The organism is Pseudoduganella ginsengisoli, from assembly GCF_009720865.1.
Lineage (GTDB): Bacteria > Pseudomonadota > Gammaproteobacteria > Burkholderiales > Burkholderiaceae_D > Rugamonas > Rugamonas ginsengisoli.
This window is the reverse complement of record NZ_WNLA01000006.1, coordinates 246,688-262,805: the sequence shown is the minus strand read 5'-3', so window position 1 is coordinate 262,805 and position 16,118 is coordinate 246,688. Positions and strand designations below refer to the sequence as shown.

Below are 16,118 nucleotides of genomic sequence, written 5' to 3'. Positions count from 1 at the left end.
GTCAGCCTTCCGGATTGGTGTCGACGTCGTCGCCATGCAATTCAACTTTCTTCGAGCCGCGGATGATGATTTCCTTGCCCGAGATTTCAATGCGGCCGTCCTGTTTCATGACGAACGAGCTGGCGCCCACTTCAATGCGGAATTCTTCTCCGGCGGTGAAGGAAATCTTTTGGCCGGCCGTCACGTATTTCGACAGGCCGACTTCCTCAGCCTGCATCAGCGCGACCGTGGTGTTCATGGCTGCCCCAACCGACGTCTGGTAAGCGCCGCCGATGGTGACGACTTTGGCCAGGCCCACGGTCTCGATCTTCATGTGGCCGATCGTGACATTACGGGTTCCGCCAATATCGATGGTTTCATTCTTCCCCACATCCTCCGTGCGGTTATCGCCGATACTGATGCTCTCGTTATGATCGACCCGCTCCTTGCGGTTGTTATGCACGGTGATGGTTTCATCATGATCGACGGTCTCCGTGCGGTCATGCTTGATGTGGTTGATTTCGTCGTGGTCGATGGTCTTGCGCCGGTCGTTGCCGACCCACTTGTCTTCATCGTGCTCGACTTCCGTCAATTGATCCTTTTCCGCGTGCAGCCACAGCTGCTCGGCGCCTTTCTTGTCTTCGAAGCGCAACGCATTGGCGTTGGCGTACGCGCCGCCCGGCGTTGAACGGGTCAGGATGCCGCTCTGGGTTTTATTGTCGGGCAAGGTCCATGGCGGCATGGTTTGCGCATTCGGCACCATGCCGGTAATCAGCGGGCGGTCCGGATTCCCGTCCAAAAATTGCACGATGACTTCCGTGCCGATGCGCGGAATCGACGTCATGCCGAAGTTCGATCCGGCCCACGGCGTGGCCACGCGCACCCAGGCCGAACTTTTATCGTCGAACTGGCCCTCGCGGTCCCAGTGGAATTGCACCCGCACGCGGCCGAATTCATCGGTATGGATTTCTTCGCCGGATGGCCCCGCAACAGTGGCGGTCTGCAGCCCATACAGTTTCGGCTCCGTGCTGTTGTAGCCGCGGCCGGGGCGCCACGGAATGATCTTGCGTACGCACGTCAGCGTGTTGCTGTAGTGGGCCGGCTGGCTGCCATTGGCGTGGTAATTGTTGCTGGCGCTGTGGCGGGTCGAAATGATCAGGAACGTGCTGTCTTCGCTGTTGCTGCCGTCCGGGTCGATGTCGAAGTGGCCCGTCAGCCGGAACCAGCGGCCGGGCTGGACGAAGCGGTCATTGCCGCCCGCTTCGAAGCGCTTGCCGCCTGCTTCGATTTCTTCCATGCGGCGGCGCGCCAGCGCATTGCCATCGTCACCCGCGGAAAAACCATAGGCGCCCGTGTATTCATACACTTCCAGCTGCGGCACGTTGCCTTGCTGGTGGATGGTGGGCAGCGCCGCGCTTTGCGGGCGGGGCGACTTAAAGTCAAAGCTGGACAGCGCCACGCTGGCCGGGATAATGCGCCGCACGGGCGACCAGTCGCCAATGGCGTCGTCTTCCTGCGCGCCGGCTTCGCGCTGGTAGGCAATGGTGGGGACGCCGTCAATGGGATCGGCGGCAGTCGAGTCGTCCGCCAGGACCAGCGTGTGGCCATCGGCGCGGTGTTCATACCAGTAGTGCCAGCCGCGCTGTTCCCAGCGCCGGTGCACATAGTTATAGTCGGTTTCCCCCGCCTGGCAGGCATCCGTCAACACCGGGTCGGCGCCCTGGATGCGGGTTTTCCAGTCAGGCAGCGGGTAGCCGGCAAAGATTTCCGCGGTTTGCTGCTGCACGGTTTTACCGTGGAACAGGTAATAATCGCGGCGCAGGCGCAGGTACGCCAGCCATGGGCCCAGCTGCATGCGGTAAAACGCGAAGCCGCCGTCGGTGCGGATCAGGGCGAATTCAAAGACGTAGCCATTGAAGTAGCGCAGGGTGCCGTCTTCCCGCACGAGGGAAATCGTCACCATTTTCCCTTCGACGTCTTTCAACGCCAGCCGGGCATCGTCCGACAGCACTTCAACCGTGAAATTGAAATCCTGCGACAGCGCTTCGTCCGCTTCCAGCCGGTTGGGAAGCAACTGTGCGTCCGGCCCATCCTCGTTGGGAAAGGCCAGGCGCAACAGGCGGTTGGTTTGGGGGAGGCCGAACAGGGCCTGGGCGACGTCGGCAGCTTTTAAGGGCTTGGTCATAGCTAGTTGCAAGTTACCTGTGGCACAGGAGGTTGCAATGCTAGCATTAAATTAACTTTTTGATACTGTTGCCCGTATTCTATCGTGCGCCACCCCAGCCGCACAGATCAATGCATCAGCGCGCTGCGGCGTCCCGCTGGTAGTAACTGCGCACTTCGTTCATCCACGTCTGGTTGGCCATGTCCGGCCAGTGGTCCTTGTCGAAGCCAGGCGCGTTTTCAATGCGTTCCTTGCTGATGTCCATCGTGAAGCGCTTGTTGGCCGTGTCCAGCGTCAATGCTTCCCAGGGCACGGCAAACAGTTTTTCACCCAGCGTCAGCACGCCGCCGCTGGCCATCACGACATAGGCGACCATGCCGGTCTGCATGTCGAGCATGATTTCCTTTACCGTGCCCAAATGTTCATTTTGCAGGTTGTGCACGTGGTCGCCGATCAAGGTGTCGGCGCCCATCAGGGATGGGCCAGGGCCTTGGTGGCCGGTGTCGACATACATGCCGTAAGCATCGCGTTCCGAATAAGTCATAACGGTCTCCTTTGCAAAATTGCATTGTCCTGCACGCGCAACCGGGTCTCTGTGCGGCACGCCACCGACCGTCAACATTGCCAAAATACCTATGCTTGCAGGCTGATAACTGGTTTTTTCCAGACGTAGGGATGAAGAAGACTCAACTTTGCGCTATAATTTTAATTTCCCGCATCGTGCCGACCGGCACCCGATCTGCCCATGACCAAATATGTCTTCGTCACCGGCGGCGTTGTGTCTTCCCTTGGTAAAGGGATTGCCGCCGCCTCCCTCGCCGCGATCCTCGAATCGCGCGGCCTCAAAGTCACCATGCTCAAACTGGATCCGTATATCAACGTCGATCCGGGCACCATGAGCCCAATGCAGCACGGTGAAGTGTTTGTTACTGATGATGGCGCCGAGACCGATTTGGACCTCGGCCACTATGAGCGTTTCATCTCCACCCGCATGCGCAAGGTGAATAACTTCACCACCGGCCAGATCTACGAATCCGTGATCCGCAAGGAGCGCCGTGGTGAATACCTGGGCAAAACCGTCCAGGTCATCCCGCACATCACCAATGAAATCCAGGATTACATCCGCCGTGGCGCGGAAGGCTACGACGTCGCCCTGTGCGAAATCGGCGGCACCGTCGGCGATATTGAATCGCTGCCATTCCTGGAAGCCGCGCGTCAGCTGAGCTTGCGCGCAGGCCGCAAAAACTCGGCGTTCGTGCACTTGACGCTGGTGCCGTACATTGCATCGGCCGGCGAACTGAAAACCAAGCCGACCCAGCACTCCGTGCAAAAGCTGCGTGAAATCGGTATTTCGCCTAACGCGCTGCTGTGCCGTGCCGACCGCCGCATTCCGGAAGATGAAGTCGCGAAGATTTCGCTGTTCTCGAACATCGAAGAACGCGGCGTGATTTCCGTATGGGACGTCGACACCATTTATAAAGTGCCGCAAATGCTGCATGACCAGGGCCTGGACGCGATCATTTGCGAAGCGCTGGACTTGAATCCGGCGCCGGCCGACCTGTCGATGTGGAGCAAGCTGATCTACACGCTGGAAAACCCGAAATCCGAAGTGTCGATCGGTATGGTGGGCAAGTACGTGGAACTGACGGAATCGTACAAGTCGCTGACCGAAGCGCTGCGCCACGCCGGTATCCACAACGAAGCCAAGGTCAACATCGAGTACATCGACTCGGAAGAAATCGAAGCCAACGGCGCAGCCAGCCTGTCGCAATACGACGCCATCCTGGTGCCGGGCGGCTTCGGCAAGCGCGGTGTGGAAGGCAAGATCAAGGCCGCCCAGTTCGCCCGTGAAAACAAGATCCCTTACCTGGGCATTTGCCTGGGCATGCAGGTGGCGCTGATTGAATATGCGCGTAACAAGGCGGGTCTGACCAACGCCAACTCGACCGAGTTCGAACCGGAAACCGACCAGCCAGTCGTTGCGCTGATCGATGAATGGCAAGGCTTGGACGGCAAAGTGGAAAAGCGCGACGAGAAATCCGACCTGGGCGGCACCATGCGCCTGGGCGCGCAAGCATGCGCCGTGAAGCCGGATACGCTGGCTGCTGAAATCTACGGCAGCGTCGTGACCGAGCGTCACCGCCACCGCTACGAAGCCAACAACCTGTACCTGGGCCGCGTCGAAGCTGCCGGCCTGGTGGTGGCAGCGCGTACGCCGACCGAAGACCTGTGCGAAATCATGGAATTGCCGCGCAGCGTACACCCATGGTACATGGGCGTGCAGTACCACCCGGAATTCAAATCCACCCCGCGCGACGGCCACCCGCTGTTCACGTCGTACATCAAGGCAGCGCTGGCAAATAAAGCTGCCCGTGGCGGCCAGCTGCACGCGGTTTCCCAAGAGGATGCAGCATGAAACTGTGCGGATTCGACGTTGGCCTTGATAAGCCGTTTTTCCTGATCGCCGGCACGTGCGTGATCGAGTCGCGCCAGATGGCGTTCGACACGGCTGGCGCGCTGAAAGAGATGACCACTGAACTGGGCATCCCGTTCATCTATAAATCGTCGTTCGACAAGGCGAACCGTTCGTCGGGCACGTCGTACCGTGGTCCGGGCATGGAAAAAGGCTTGGAAATCCTGGGCGACGTGAAGCGCGACCTGGGCGTGCCAGTGCTGACTGACGTGCACTCGGTGGAAGAAATCGCTGCCGTGTCGTCCGTCGTCGACGTGCTGCAGACCCCGGCCTTCCTGTGCCGCCAGACGGATTTCATCACGGCGTGCGCGGAATCGGGCAAGCCGGTCAACATCAAGAAGGGCCAGTTCCTGGCGCCTGGCGACATGAAGAACGTTATCGACAAAGCCCGTGCCGCTGCACGCGCCAAGGGCTTGAACGAAGACAACTTCATGGCGTGCGAGCGCGGCGCTTCGTTTGGCTACAACAACCTGGTGTCCGACATGCGTTCGCTGGCCATCATGCGCGAAACCGGCGCGCCGGTCGTGTTCGACGCGACGCACTCGGTGCAGCTGCCGGGCGGTAACGGTACATCGTCGGGCGGCATGCGCGAGATGGTGCCTGTGCTGTCGCGTGCGGCCGTCGCGGTTGGGGTCGCGGGCCTGTTCATGGAAACGCACCCGAACCCGGCCACGGCGCTGTCGGATGGTCCGAATGCCGTACCACTGGGCCGCATGAAAGATTTGCTGTCCGTGCTGATCGAGCTGGACCGCATCACCAAGAAAGCTGGTTTCCTGGAAAACAGCTTCAATTGATGCAATGACATGATTTACCGGGGCGGGCCCGGCGTATAGACAGTACGCCGGGCCCGCTTCCACATCCAGGCTACCTCTGTTACCCTTGCTGCAATTTTTTTGCCGGGAGCAGAGCAGTTGGCCCCGAACCAGTTTTCGCTTTAACTTTGGAGATACACATGAGTGCAATCGTAGACATCATTGGCCGTGAAATCATCGACTCGCGCGGCAATCCAACCGTCGAATGCGACGTGCTGCTGGAATCGGGTGTGATGGGCCGCGCCGCTGTGCCGTCGGGCGCATCGACCGGTTCGCGCGAAGCCATCGAACTGCGCGACGGCGACGCCAAGCGCTACTTCGGCAAAGGCGTGCTGCAAGCCTGCGAAAACATCAACACGGAAATCTCGGAAGCCATCATCGGCCTGGACGCCAATGAGCAGGCTTTCCTGGACCGCACGCTGATCGACCTGGACGGCACGGAAAACAAGTCGCGCCTGGGCGCGAACGCCATGCTGGCCGTGTCGATGGCTGTCGCCAAAGCCGCTGCGGAAGAAGCCGGCCTGCCACTGTACCGCTACTTCGGCGGTTCGGGCGCGATGCAATTGCCAGTGCCGATGATGAACGTCATCAACGGCGGCGCCCACGCCGACAACAACCTGGACATCCAGGAATTCATGATCATCCCGGTCGGCGCCCCATCGTTCAAGGAAGCCATCCGCTACGGCGCGGAAGTATTCCACACGCTGAAGAAAATCCTGCACAAGAAAGGCTTGACCACGGCCGTGGGCGACGAAGGCGGCTTCGCTCCTTCCGTTGCTTCGCACGAAGAAGCCATCAAGCTGATCATCCAGGCTATCGAAGAAGCCGGCTACGAGCCAGGCACGCAAATCGCCCTGGGCCTGGACTGCGCAGCGTCCGAATTCTACAAAGACGGCAAATACCACCTGGAAGGCGAAGGCTTGGTGCTGTCCGCTGAAGAATTCACCAACCTGCTGTCGACCTGGTGCGACAAGTACCCGATCATCTCGATTGAAGACGCGATGCACGAAGGCGACTGGGAAGGCTGGGCGCACTTGACCCGCGCGCTGGGCGGCAAAGTGCAGCTGGTGGGCGACGACCTGTTCGTCACCAATACCAAGATCCTGAAAGAAGGCATCCAGAAGGGCATCGCCAACTCGATCCTGATCAAGATCAACCAGATCGGCACCTTGACTGAAACCTTCGCTGCCATCGAGATGGCCAAGCGCGCAGGCTACACCGCTGTGATCTCGCACCGCTCGGGCGAAACGGAAGATTCGACCATTGCCGATATCGCCGTTGGCTTGAACGCACTGCAGATCAAGACGGGTTCGATGTCCCGTTCGGACCGTATGGCCAAGTACAACCAGCTGCTGCGCATTGAAGAAGATCTGGGCGACATCGCTTCCTACCCAGGCCGCGACGCGTTCTACAACCTGAAGTAATGTAAGTTAAAGCGGCCGGATGCAGTCCGGCCGCTTGTATGCCCTATGCGTCTGATTACCCTTGCACTGGCAGTGTTGCTGCTGTTGATCCAATACCCGCTGTGGCTGGGGAAGGGCGGCTGGTTGCGCGTGCGTGAGCTGGAAGGCCAGCTCAACGTCGCGCAAGAAAAGAATGCCGCGCTGAAAAGCCGTAACGCCAAGCTTGAATCCGAAGTGCGCGACCTGAAAGATGGTACCGGCGCCGTGGAAGAGCGGGCCCGCTATGAGCTGTCGATGCTCAAGCAAAATGAAATCTTTGTGCAAATCCTCGGCAAGGACCAGCCCAAGCCGCAGAGCAGCGGCACGCCGGCGCCAGCCGCCGCACCGGCCACGCCTGTCCCGGCTGCCCCGTCAGCCATGAGGCCCAAGTCGTAATTCCATCAACGTCCTTCACGTTTGCACGTCCGGACCATGACCATTTCCTTGATCCGCCGCCGCCTGCTTGCCAGCAGCGGCGCGCTGCTGTTTGCGGGCGTGATGCCCGCACGCGCCCAGCCTGCACCGGAAGCCCCCCTGCTGGCGCAAGCCATCGGGCCCAACGTGGTGCTGCTAAATACTGGCGATAATGCCGTGCGCGGCATCATGCAGCGCGCGCTGGACTTCGGCCAGGTGACGGCGCAGACTGCCAATGCGCTGGCTGTCATGGAGCGCACTGGCGTGGCCATGCGGCTGGAACAGGAAGGCAGTGCCGCAAGTGCGGGCAATGGCGAGGCAGGGCGCAATATCGCCGGCGGCTACGTGGGTGGCGACATCGATTTACGCTTTAATTTTGACGCATGGCGCTATGCCTTCGCCGTAACCGAGAAACGAAACGATGGCAGCGTATCGCGCAGCCTGCAGTTTTTCGATGCGCAAGGCAATGCCGTGCATAAGCTGTACGCGCGCAATGAGGCGGCTGGAGGCTTGTTTGACCAGCTGGCGATGGATTTTCGCGCTGCCGGGCAAACCCCGTCGCTGGTGACAGTCACGGCGCCCGCGCGGATCGAAGAAAAGCCGGACAGCACCATCCCGCTCCCAGCCTTCCATCAAGCGTGGCTCGCCATGACCGATCCCGGCCAATTCAGCGCCATCCTCGCGGCATTCGGCGCAACGCGCCGACAGGCCATGCGCCTGGCGCCACCCGCCATGGCGCAGCGTCTGGCGCCGCAAGCACTGCGGGCGCTGGTGGATGGCATTGCCCAACACAAGCTGCCTATTGTGGCGTACGTGGGGAATGCCGGTGTCACGCAGATTTATGCCGGCACGTTGGCGCAGGCTTCCGGCGATGGCGCTGCTTATATGGCGCAAGCGCCAGGATTCCGCCTTGCGCTGCGTGACAGCGCCTTGCGTAGCGGCTATCTGGTACAGCGCGCCGGTGCGGTGTCCGTGGAGTTTTACGGGGAGGGCGCCGAGCCGGCGCTGACACTGGTGGGCCGGCGCGACCTGGCCAGGCCGCTGGCATGGGCTGAATTGCTTCAGTCATTGCCGAGAGCGTGATACCCATGCGGGGCGGATTTTCAAATCCGGCCCGCATGGGTTTCCAGCCAACGCAACGAGATGCGTCGCCGCTTATTTACTGTGCGCGATCCACGCGTTGACGCGGGCTTCCAGCAATGGCAGCGGCAGCGTGCCATCGCCCAGGATCACCGCATGGAACGCCGGGTAGCTGAATTTGCTGCCCAGTTCACGCTGCGCCTTGTCGCGCAACTCCAGGATTTTCAGCGAACCGATCTTGTAGCTTAATGCCTGCGCCGGCCATACCATGTAGCGCTCGATCTGGTTTTTCGCGCGGGCTTCCGAGACGCCCAGCGTGTCCACCATGTACGCAATGGCTTTTTCACGGCTCCAGCCCAGCGCATGCATGCCCGTGTCCACCACCAGGCGCACCGCGCGCAGCATTTCCGCGTTCAGGTGGCCGTAGTAATACACCGGATCGTCATACAGGCCGAAGTCCTTGCCCAGCGTTTCGGAATACAAGGCCCAGCCTTCCGTGTACGCGGCATTGTTCTGGTTTTCCGTGCTGAACATGCGGAAGTCCGGCAGCGGCATTTCCTTCAGCAGGGCGGCGTGGAAGTGGTGGCCCGGCACGCCTTCGTGCAACAGCAGGCTGGCCATGCCCGTGCGGCTGTAATCTTTCGGATCGTTGACGACGGCCCAGAACACGCCCGGGTGGGAACCGTCAGCAGCAGGCGGCGTGTAATGATCGGATGCGGTAGCGCGCGTCAGTTCCGGCTCCAGGTCCACCACCAGCTTGGATTTCGGCACCAGCGTGAAATACGCGGGCAGCTTGGTTTGCACCGTGTCATACAGCTTGCGGTACGCGTCGAGCACTTCGGCTTCCGTCTTGAACGGCTTGAATTGCTGCTGGTCGCGTACCCATTGCGGGAACGCTTGCGCCGGGCCGTCGTAGCCCAGTTTGCCCATCAAGCCCTGCATCTGGCCCGTGATGCGCGCCACTTCCTTCAGGCCAAGGTCGTGCACAGCTTGCGGCGTCAGCGGCAGGTTGGTGCTGTCGGCAATGCGGGCCTGGTACCACTTGGCGCCATTTGGCAGCGCGCTCCAGCCCGTGCTGTCACGGCTGGCGGGCAGGTATTCGGTTTCCAGGAAGCGCACCAGGCGGTCCAGCGCGGGGTTGAGTTTTTCCACGGCAGCACGGTAGTCGCGCGTCAACCGGGCTTGATCTTGCGCGCTGAACGACGCCGGCATGCGCGTCACAGGCGAGTAGTACACGCTGGCTTCAGGCTTGCCGCTCCTGAGCGCCGCCATTTGCGGCAGCATCGCTTGCGTGATGCTCTTGGGCTGCACGATGCCCTGTTTGACGCCTTCGCGCATATTGGCAATGGCCTGGTCGATCCACGGCGCCAACTGGCGCACGCGGCTCAGGTAATCCTGGTATTGCTTGACGGTGCCCAGCGGCTGCGACCCCGTGCCGCCTGCGTAATTGGCCAGGGTGCTGGGAATATTGTCGAAATGGTTCAGCGGCAGCAAGTGTTCCGGGAATGGCGCCAGCGCGAGGGCGGCGTCCAGTTCATAGGCCAGCAAGTCCAGGGTCATCTGGTCTGGCTGCGCCAACTGCGCACGGGGGATGCCGGCCAGGCGCTTTTGCATCTGGCGATAGGTGGCGAATTGTTTATCCCGCACGGCAGGGGCGATCGCCATGCCGATCTGGTCGTTGTAGCGGCTGTCGCCGTTGGCGGTGGCAAACAGCAGCGGGTCAAAGCGGGCGCGGGCCACATGGAATTCTTTAGCCAGTTGCGCCAGCTGGCGCTGGGCGGGGCCGCTCTGGGTCTGGGTTGCCGGCGCTGCCTGTGCCGGAATGGTGGTGATGGAGGCGGCCAGCAGGCTGGCGGCAAGAACCGTGGTGGCGAAACGGGTAGGCAGCATGGGTATCCTGAGCAAAGTCGGAAAGGCGCTCAGGATACCCTTTTCAGCAGGGGAACGGCAATCAGTGCCGCTGCCTGATTTAGTGTTTGACGTCGCCGGCGTGGATCAGCGCTTCCGCAGGTTCATCGCTGGCAAACAATTGCGCGCAATCGACTTTGTCGTACTCGTAGTGCTTACCGCAGAAGTCGCAATTGATGGCCACCGAACCCTGTTCTTCCAGCACGCTGTCGATTTCCGGCTTACCCAAGGTCTTCAGCATGTTGCCGACTTTTTCGCGGGTGCAGCTGCAGTGGAACGATGGGTGCACGGGATCGAAGACGCGGATGGTCTCTTCCCAGAACAGGCGCTGCATCAGCACGTCGATGGTGGTGCCGAGGATTTCCTCTTCCTTCAAGGTCGAGCCCAGCACGACAGCACGGTTCCACGTTTCCAGCGCTTCTTCAGACGACACCGGCTGCGCTTCCGCCTTGCCGCCATGGTGCGGCAGCTTTTGCAGCAGCATGCCGCGCGATACGCTGTCATCGGCTGCCAGCCACAGGCGGGTATCGAGCTGTTCGGAACGCAGCATGTAGTGTTCAATCACGGTGGCGACATCATCCGCATCCAGCGGCACGATACCCTGGTAGGGCTGCTGGCCCGGCACTTTCTCGGCCGGATCCAGCGTAATGATGAAGCGGCCCTTGCCGTGTTCATTCAACAGCTTGGTCAAGCCGGCCTCGTCATCGACGACAGCGTCATGGCGCAGCTTGGCCGTGGCGCGCAGGCGCAGCTGCGAATCACATTCCACCACCAGCAAGCGCACCGGGCCGTCGCCATGGATTTGCATGACGATGGAACCATTGAATTTCAAATTCGCCGACAGCAGGGCGGCAGCCGACACCATCTGGCCCAGCAGGCGGCGCACTGGCGCCGGGTAATCATGGCGGGCCTGGATTTCACGCCATGTGGCGGACACATCGATCAACTCGCCACGCACGGAGGCATTTTCAAAAATGAATTTTTGCAGCGTGTCCTGGCTGGTTGCGAGGTCTGGGGTCTTGCTCATTATTTTTCCTGAGGTGTTAATTTTTTCAATTGTGTTTTAAACAGCCTGCCGCGCTGGACGTAGCTGTCGGCGCTGCCTTGCAGGCGCGCCACGTCTTCAGGCGTCAGGGTGCGCACGGCTTTGGCCGGCGAACCAATGATCAGCTGGTTGTCTGGAAATTCCTTGCCTTCCGTGACCAGGGCGCCGGCGCCCACCAGGCAACCTTTGCCGATCTTCGCGCCATTCAAGACCACGGCTTGAATGCCGATCAGCGACCCATCGCCGATGGTGCAGCCGTGCAGCATGGCCTGGTGGCCGATCGTCACGTTGTTGCCCACGTCCAGCGGGTAACCCATATCGGTATGCATGACGGTACCTTCTTGCACATTGCTGTTTTCACCGATGGTGATGCGTTCGTTATCACCCCGCAAAGTCGCGCCATACCAAACCGAAGCATTTGCGCGCAGCGTGACCTTGCCAATCAAGGTGGCGTTGTCGGCAACAAAGGCGGATGCATCGATGTCAGGCGCGTGGTCGCCCAATTGGTAAATCGTCATGGAATGCCTTCAAAAGAGGGGAATGCCGCTATTTTACGCCGAGGCCGCTAAAACCCGGCAAAATGGCATCGGCAGTAGCAACCTGTGATTTTCGCACGATCGTGCTAAACTTTGAACTGGCCACCAGGAAAATTTCCTGGCCACTCCCATATGGCGCCAAGTGCGCTCCTTTCAAGGTGGAATCTTTCTATGCATAAACCGTCCCGGTCTGAATTTATCGATGTGCGCGGCGTGCGCACGCATATCCGTCACTGGGGCCGGGAAGGCGCGCCCAAACTATTCATGGTGCATGGCTGGATGGACGTCTCCGCCTCTTTCCAGTTTGTCGTCGATTGCCTGCAAGGCGACTGGCACGTGATTTCGCCCGACTGGCGCGGCTTTGGCCTGACGGAATCGCCCAAGGTCGATACGTACTGGTTCCCGGATTACCTGGGCGACCTGGACGCCATCTTGCGCCACTACCAGCCTGATGGCGCGGTCAATTTGCTGGGGCACAGCATGGGCGGCAATATTGTCGGCCTGTATGCGGGGGCGCGGCCGGCCCGCATCCGCCGACTGATCAACCTGGAAGGGTTTGGCTTGAAATCCACGACGCCGGACGAGGCGCCGGGCCGCTATGCCAAGTGGATGGATGAATTGCTGGAGCCACAGGAAATGAAAGGCTATCCCGACCTGGCCGGCGTGGCGGGCCGCCTGCAAAAGACGAATCCGCGCTTGCGCGATGACCGCGCGGCATTCCTTGCCAAACACTGGGCGGCGCAAGGGGAAGATGGCCAGTGGCGCATCCTGGGCGACGCAGCTCACAAGCGCACCAGCCCGCTGCTGTACCACGTGGAAGAAGTGATGGCATGCTGGCGCGCCATCACGGCACCCGTGCTGTGGGTGGAAGCCACCCATACCAATATGTGGCTGTGGATGGGCCCGAAGGCGGAAGCGCGCGTGGAAGTGGACCGCCGCCTGGGCCACCTGGCCAACGTGACGGCAAAAATGATTGATAACGCGGGCCACATGCTGCACCACGACCAGCCGGAACAGCTGGCCGCCATGATTGAAGAGTTTCTCGTCTGATATCTGTCGAATGATCGGACGGTGGCGGGGTACAATGGAGCCTTCCCTTGTCCGTGATGATTTGTAACTGTATGTTGAAAGTCGATCTGCATTGCCATTCCAACGTCTCTGATGGCGTATTGCCTCCTGCGAAGGTCGCGCAGATGGCGCGCCTGGGCGGCGTGGACGTGTGGGCGCTGACGGATCACGATGAAGTAAGCGGCATTGCCGCCGCGCGCCAGGCTGCGCAGGAGCAGGGCATGCGCTTCGCGTCGGGCGTGGAAATTTCCATTACGTGGGCCAATGAAACTGTCCATATTGTCGGCCTGCAAATCGATGAAAATAACCGGGCGCTGACGGAAGGTTTGCACCAGACCCGTTCCGGCCGCGACCGCCGCGGCCATGAAATTTCGAACCAGCTGGCGCTGCACGGCATTCCTGATGCGTATGAAGGCGCATTGAAATATGTCGACAATCCGGATTTGATGTCCCGTACCCACTTTGCCCGCTATATCGTGGAGCTGGGCATTTGCAATACGGTGCCGGAAGTGTTCAAGCGCTACCTGGCCGAAGGCAAGCCCGGTTATGTGGAACACCGCTGGGCGACCTTGGAGCAGGCCATGCAGTGGATTAAAGGGGCGGGCGGCATTCCTGTGATTGCCCACCCGGGCCGCTATAAATTTTCCAGCATGGCGCAAGGCGTGCTGTTCGATGAATTCAAGCAGTTGGGCGGCGTCGCCATTGAAGTGGTGACGGGGAGCCACACGCCCGACCAGTATCCGGAATACGCGGAACTGGCGAACCGTTATGGTTTCCTCGCGTCGCGCGGCACGGATTTCCATGCACCGGGTGAAGCGCGCGTGAGTTTTGCAGAATTGCCACCATTGCCATCCAATGTCAAACCCGTCTGGCACGACTGGTTCTGAACTTGTTTTTGAGTCACATCAACCGCATCTAAGCTGCGGATTAATCTCTTGGCGAGTGCACTATGAAACGTATCGTCCTGTTTATCGCAACCAACCTGGCCGTGATGGTGGTGCTGTCCATTGTCTTGTCCGTGCTGGGGATTGCGCGGCCGGGCGGCTATGGCGGGCTGAACCTGGGTAATTTGATGGCGTATTCGCTCGTGATTGGTTTCACGGGCGCGATCATTTCCCTGCTGATGAGCAAGCCGATGGCAAAGTGGAGCACGGGCGCCCGCGTCATCGATGCGCCCCGTGATTCGATGGAACATTGGCTGGTCTCGACCGTGCAGCAATTGTCGCAGCGGGCCGGCATCGGCATGCCGGAAGTGGCGATTTATGAAGGCGAACCCAATGCGTTTGCCACGGGCGCCTTCAAGGATTCCGCTCTGGTGGCGGTGTCGACGGGCTTGCTGCAATCCATGAACCGTGAAGAAGTCGAAGCCGTGCTGGGCCATGAAGTGGCGCACATTGCCAATGGCGACATGGTGACGATGACGTTGATTCAAGGCGTCGTGAATACGTTTGTCGTGTTCCTGGCCCGCGTCGTGGGCTACTTTGTCGACAGCGCGCTGAATGGCCGCCGCGACAGCGATGATTACCGCCCCGGCATCGGTTACACGATTACCACGGTCGTGTGTGAAATTGTGTTTGGCTTGCTGGCGTCCATGATCGTTGCGTGGTTCTCGCGCCAGCGCGAATTCCGCGCCGATGCTGGTTCCGCCCAACTGTTGGGCAGCAAGGTGCCGATGCAGCATGCGCTGATGCGCCTGGGCGGCATGCAGCCAGGCGCCTTGCCGCAAGACATGGCGGCGTCCGGTATTGCCAATGGCGGCGGCTGGTCGGCCCTGTTTTCCACCCACCCTCCGATGGAAGAGCGGATAGCGGCCTTGCAAAGTTTGCCGCGCTAAAATTTAACTATGAGCCAATATTTCCAGGTCCATCCAGTCAATCCCCAGCTGCGCCTGATCAAGCAGGCGGCGCAAATCATCCACGGCGGCGGCATCGTCGCGCTGCCGACGGATTCCTGCTATGCACTGGTGTGCCACCTGGACGATAAAGCGGCGGTCGAGCGCCTGCGCCGTATCCGCGGCATCGATGAAAAGCACCATTTGACGCTGCTCTGCCGCGATTTAAGTGAAATCGGCGTCTATGCGCGCGTCGATAATAAACAGTTCCGCATGTTGAAGGCGGCCACGCCGGGTCCCTTTACCTTCATACTCGAAGCGACGCGCTGCGTGCCACGCCGCCTGTCGCACCCGTCGCGCAAAACCATCGGCTTGCGCGTGCCCGCCACGCCGATCGTGGAATTGCTGCTGGCCGAATTGCAGCAGCCGCTGCTGGGCACGACGCTGATTTTGCCGGGCGACGACGATCCGCTGACGGACCCCGACGCCATCCGCGAACGCCTGGAAAAACAGGTGGACTTGATCGTGGACGGTGGCGCCTGCAGTTTCGAGCCCACCACCGTGGTGGACTTGACGGGCGACGAACCGGAACTGGTGCGCCAGGGGCAGGGCGATCCCGCTGTGCTGGGCATGTAAACTTTCCTCTCTATACCATGTTCCAGACTGCAATTTGCGGTCTGGTAGAATCCCCTCATGACTGATATCAACACCTTCGTCCAAACCGTTACGGTCGCGGCTATCCCTGTCTTGCTGGCGCTGGCCTGGAACCAAGTGGCCCGTGCGTACGCGGCGCGTTATTTTGGCGACAACACGGCGGCAGAGCAGGGTCGCCTGGATTTGAATCCCCTGCATTACATCGACCCGTTCGGCACGGTATTGCTGCCATTGCTGACGTATTGGGCGTTCCAGATTCCCTTGTTGTATCCCAAAGCTGCGCCGGTGAATTTCAGCCGGTTGCGCAACCCGAAGAAGCAAATGGGCTTTGTTGCATTGGCGGGTCCCGCTGCCAACCTGGCGATGGGTGTGGTGTGGGGCTTCCTGATTATCGTGTTCCGCGCTTCCGGCGTAACGGAGCCCTTCCTAACGGGCATGGCGCAAGCCGGCATCTGGATCAATGCGGTCGTCATTGTGCTGAGCCTGCTCCCGATTCCGGGCTTTGATGGCGGGGTGCTGCTGACGTCGCTGCTGCCGATGCGCGCCGCTATCGCGTTCGACGGCTTGTCCCGGCACCGCTTTATTATCTTAATGCTGCTGATGCTGGGCATGTCGTCCGGCGTACTGTCCCCGCTGTTGAACACACTGATCAACCTGGTCGTGTACCTGTTTGGCGTACTGCTGTTCCCCGTCAATTTATTGCTGAGCTGAC

Annotated in this window: 15 protein-coding genes; 10 read left to right on the top strand and 5 right to left on the bottom strand. The window is 60.4% G+C overall.

All coding sequences use genetic code 11. From position 1 onward, the window contains the following. Window position 1: 1 nt before the first annotated feature. Both GM668_RS12405 and GM668_RS12400 read right to left on the bottom strand, forming a co-directional pair. On the bottom strand, window positions 2-2,164 hold the full coding sequence (locus tag GM668_RS12405; protein ID WP_155439261.1) for a type VI secretion system Vgr family protein: 2,163 nt from the start codon (window positions 2,162-2,164) through the stop codon (window positions 2-4). A gap of 115 nt (window positions 2,165-2,279) precedes the next feature. After that, window positions 2,280-2,687 (bottom strand): PRC-barrel domain-containing protein, encoded by a 408-nt coding sequence (locus GM668_RS12400; RefSeq protein ID WP_155439260.1) that lies wholly within the window; start codon window positions 2,685-2,687, stop codon window positions 2,280-2,282. A gap of 201 nt (window positions 2,688-2,888) precedes the next feature. On the opposite strand from GM668_RS12400, the gene pyrG reads away from it, so the two are divergent. From pyrG to GM668_RS12375, 5 genes are all read left to right on the top strand, one after another. After that, window positions 2,889-4,559, top strand: a complete 1,671-nt coding sequence (gene pyrG / locus GM668_RS12395; protein WP_155439259.1) for a CTP synthase — start codon at window positions 2,889-2,891, stop codon at window positions 4,557-4,559. Next, window positions 4,556-5,410 (top strand): 3-deoxy-8-phosphooctulonate synthase, encoded by an 855-nt coding sequence (gene kdsA / locus GM668_RS12390; protein WP_155439258.1) that lies wholly within the window; start codon window positions 4,556-4,558, stop codon window positions 5,408-5,410. Before pyrG ends, kdsA begins: the two co-directional genes overlap by 4 nt. Before the next feature lie 158 nt (window positions 5,411-5,568). Continuing rightward, window positions 5,569-6,852 carry a phosphopyruvate hydratase gene (gene eno, locus GM668_RS12385; protein WP_155439257.1) on the top strand — a complete coding sequence of 428 codons (1,284 nt, stop codon included), beginning with the start codon at window positions 5,569-5,571 and terminating at the stop codon, window positions 6,850-6,852. Window positions 6,853-6,897: 45 nt separating this feature from the next. Further along, entirely contained in the window at window positions 6,898-7,266 is a 369-nt protein-coding gene (gene ftsB / locus GM668_RS12380) for a cell division protein FtsB (protein WP_155439256.1), read from the top strand. 36 nt (window positions 7,267-7,302) lie between these two features. Then, the gene (locus GM668_RS12375) at window positions 7,303-8,367 is read left to right on the top strand and encodes a ChuX/HutX family heme-like substrate-binding protein (RefSeq protein WP_155439255.1); all 1,065 of its coding nucleotides are present in this window, start codon (window positions 7,303-7,305) and stop codon (window positions 8,365-8,367) included. A 72-nt stretch (window positions 8,368-8,439) separates the two neighbouring features. On the opposite strand, the gene GM668_RS12370 is transcribed toward GM668_RS12375, so the two are convergent. From GM668_RS12370 to GM668_RS12360, 3 genes are all read right to left on the bottom strand, one after another. Further along, on the bottom strand, window positions 8,440-10,254 hold the full coding sequence (locus tag GM668_RS12370; RefSeq protein WP_155439254.1) for a DUF885 domain-containing protein: 1,815 nt from the start codon (window positions 10,252-10,254) through the stop codon (window positions 8,440-8,442). A gap of 79 nt (window positions 10,255-10,333) precedes the next feature. Next, window positions 10,334-11,299 carry an Hsp33 family molecular chaperone HslO gene (hslO, locus tag GM668_RS12365; RefSeq protein ID WP_155439253.1) on the bottom strand — a complete coding sequence of 322 codons (966 nt, stop codon included), beginning with the start codon at window positions 11,297-11,299 and terminating at the stop codon, window positions 10,334-10,336. Then, complete coding sequence (locus GM668_RS12360; RefSeq protein ID WP_155439252.1) at window positions 11,299-11,835, bottom strand: gamma carbonic anhydrase family protein; 537 nt, start codon at window positions 11,833-11,835, stop codon at window positions 11,299-11,301. The genes hslO and GM668_RS12360 overlap by 1 nt, the downstream gene beginning before the upstream one ends. A 189-nt stretch (window positions 11,836-12,024) precedes the next feature. On the opposite strand from GM668_RS12360, the gene GM668_RS12355 reads away from it, so the two are divergent. The 5 genes from GM668_RS12355 (at window position 12,025) to GM668_RS12335 (ending at window position 16,117) form a co-directional block, all read left to right on the top strand. Continuing rightward, window positions 12,025-12,903, top strand: coding sequence for an alpha/beta fold hydrolase (locus tag GM668_RS12355; protein WP_155439251.1), 879 nt, complete (start codon window positions 12,025-12,027; stop codon window positions 12,901-12,903). A 71-nt stretch (window positions 12,904-12,974) separates the two neighbouring features. After that, complete coding sequence (locus tag GM668_RS12350) at window positions 12,975-13,808, top strand: 3',5'-nucleoside bisphosphate phosphatase (RefSeq protein WP_155439250.1); 834 nt, start codon at window positions 12,975-12,977, stop codon at window positions 13,806-13,808. 62 nt (window positions 13,809-13,870) lie between these two features. After that, a complete protein-coding gene (htpX, locus tag GM668_RS12345) occupies window positions 13,871-14,755 on the top strand; it encodes a protease HtpX (protein ID WP_155439249.1) in 885 nt (294 codons plus the stop codon). A 9-nt stretch (window positions 14,756-14,764) separates the two neighbouring features. Next, the gene (locus GM668_RS12340; protein ID WP_155439248.1) at window positions 14,765-15,388 is read left to right on the top strand and encodes an L-threonylcarbamoyladenylate synthase; all 624 of its coding nucleotides are present in this window, start codon (window positions 14,765-14,767) and stop codon (window positions 15,386-15,388) included. A gap of 57 nt (window positions 15,389-15,445) precedes the next feature. Next, on the top strand, window positions 15,446-16,117 hold the full coding sequence (locus GM668_RS12335; protein WP_155439247.1) for a site-2 protease family protein: 672 nt from the start codon (window positions 15,446-15,448) through the stop codon (window positions 16,115-16,117). Window position 16,118: the final 1 nt, after the last annotated feature.

Coding starts and splice junctions, on each gene's coding strand:
- GM668_RS12340 (WP_155439248.1), top strand. CDS start 14,765: ATGAGCCAATATTTCCAGGTCCATCCAGTCAATCCCCAGCTGCGCCTG.
- ftsB (WP_155439256.1), top strand. CDS start 6,898: ATGCGTCTGATTACCCTTGCACTGGCAGTGTTGCTGCTGTTGATCCAA.
- GM668_RS12405 (WP_155439261.1), bottom strand. CDS start 2,164: ATGACCAAGCCCTTAAAAGCTGCCGACGTCGCCCAGGCCCTGTTCGGC.
- pyrG (WP_155439259.1), top strand. CDS start 2,889: ATGACCAAATATGTCTTCGTCACCGGCGGCGTTGTGTCTTCCCTTGGT.
- htpX (WP_155439249.1), top strand. CDS start 13,871: ATGAAACGTATCGTCCTGTTTATCGCAACCAACCTGGCCGTGATGGTG.
- hslO (WP_155439253.1), bottom strand. CDS start 11,299: ATGAGCAAGACCCCAGACCTCGCAACCAGCCAGGACACGCTGCAAAAA.
- kdsA (WP_155439258.1), top strand. CDS start 4,556: ATGAAACTGTGCGGATTCGACGTTGGCCTTGATAAGCCGTTTTTCCTG.
- GM668_RS12370 (WP_155439254.1), bottom strand. CDS start 10,254: ATGCTGCCTACCCGTTTCGCCACCACGGTTCTTGCCGCCAGCCTGCTG.
- GM668_RS12335 (WP_155439247.1), top strand. CDS start 15,446: ATGACTGATATCAACACCTTCGTCCAAACCGTTACGGTCGCGGCTATC.
- GM668_RS12350 (WP_155439250.1), top strand. CDS start 12,975: ATGTTGAAAGTCGATCTGCATTGCCATTCCAACGTCTCTGATGGCGTA.
- GM668_RS12400 (WP_155439260.1), bottom strand. CDS start 2,687: ATGACTTATTCGGAACGCGATGCTTACGGCATGTATGTCGACACCGGC.
- eno (WP_155439257.1), top strand. CDS start 5,569: ATGAGTGCAATCGTAGACATCATTGGCCGTGAAATCATCGACTCGCGC.
- GM668_RS12360 (WP_155439252.1), bottom strand. CDS start 11,835: ATGACGATTTACCAATTGGGCGACCACGCGCCTGACATCGATGCATCC.
- GM668_RS12355 (WP_155439251.1), top strand. CDS start 12,025: ATGCATAAACCGTCCCGGTCTGAATTTATCGATGTGCGCGGCGTGCGC.
- GM668_RS12375 (WP_155439255.1), top strand. CDS start 7,303: ATGACCATTTCCTTGATCCGCCGCCGCCTGCTTGCCAGCAGCGGCGCG.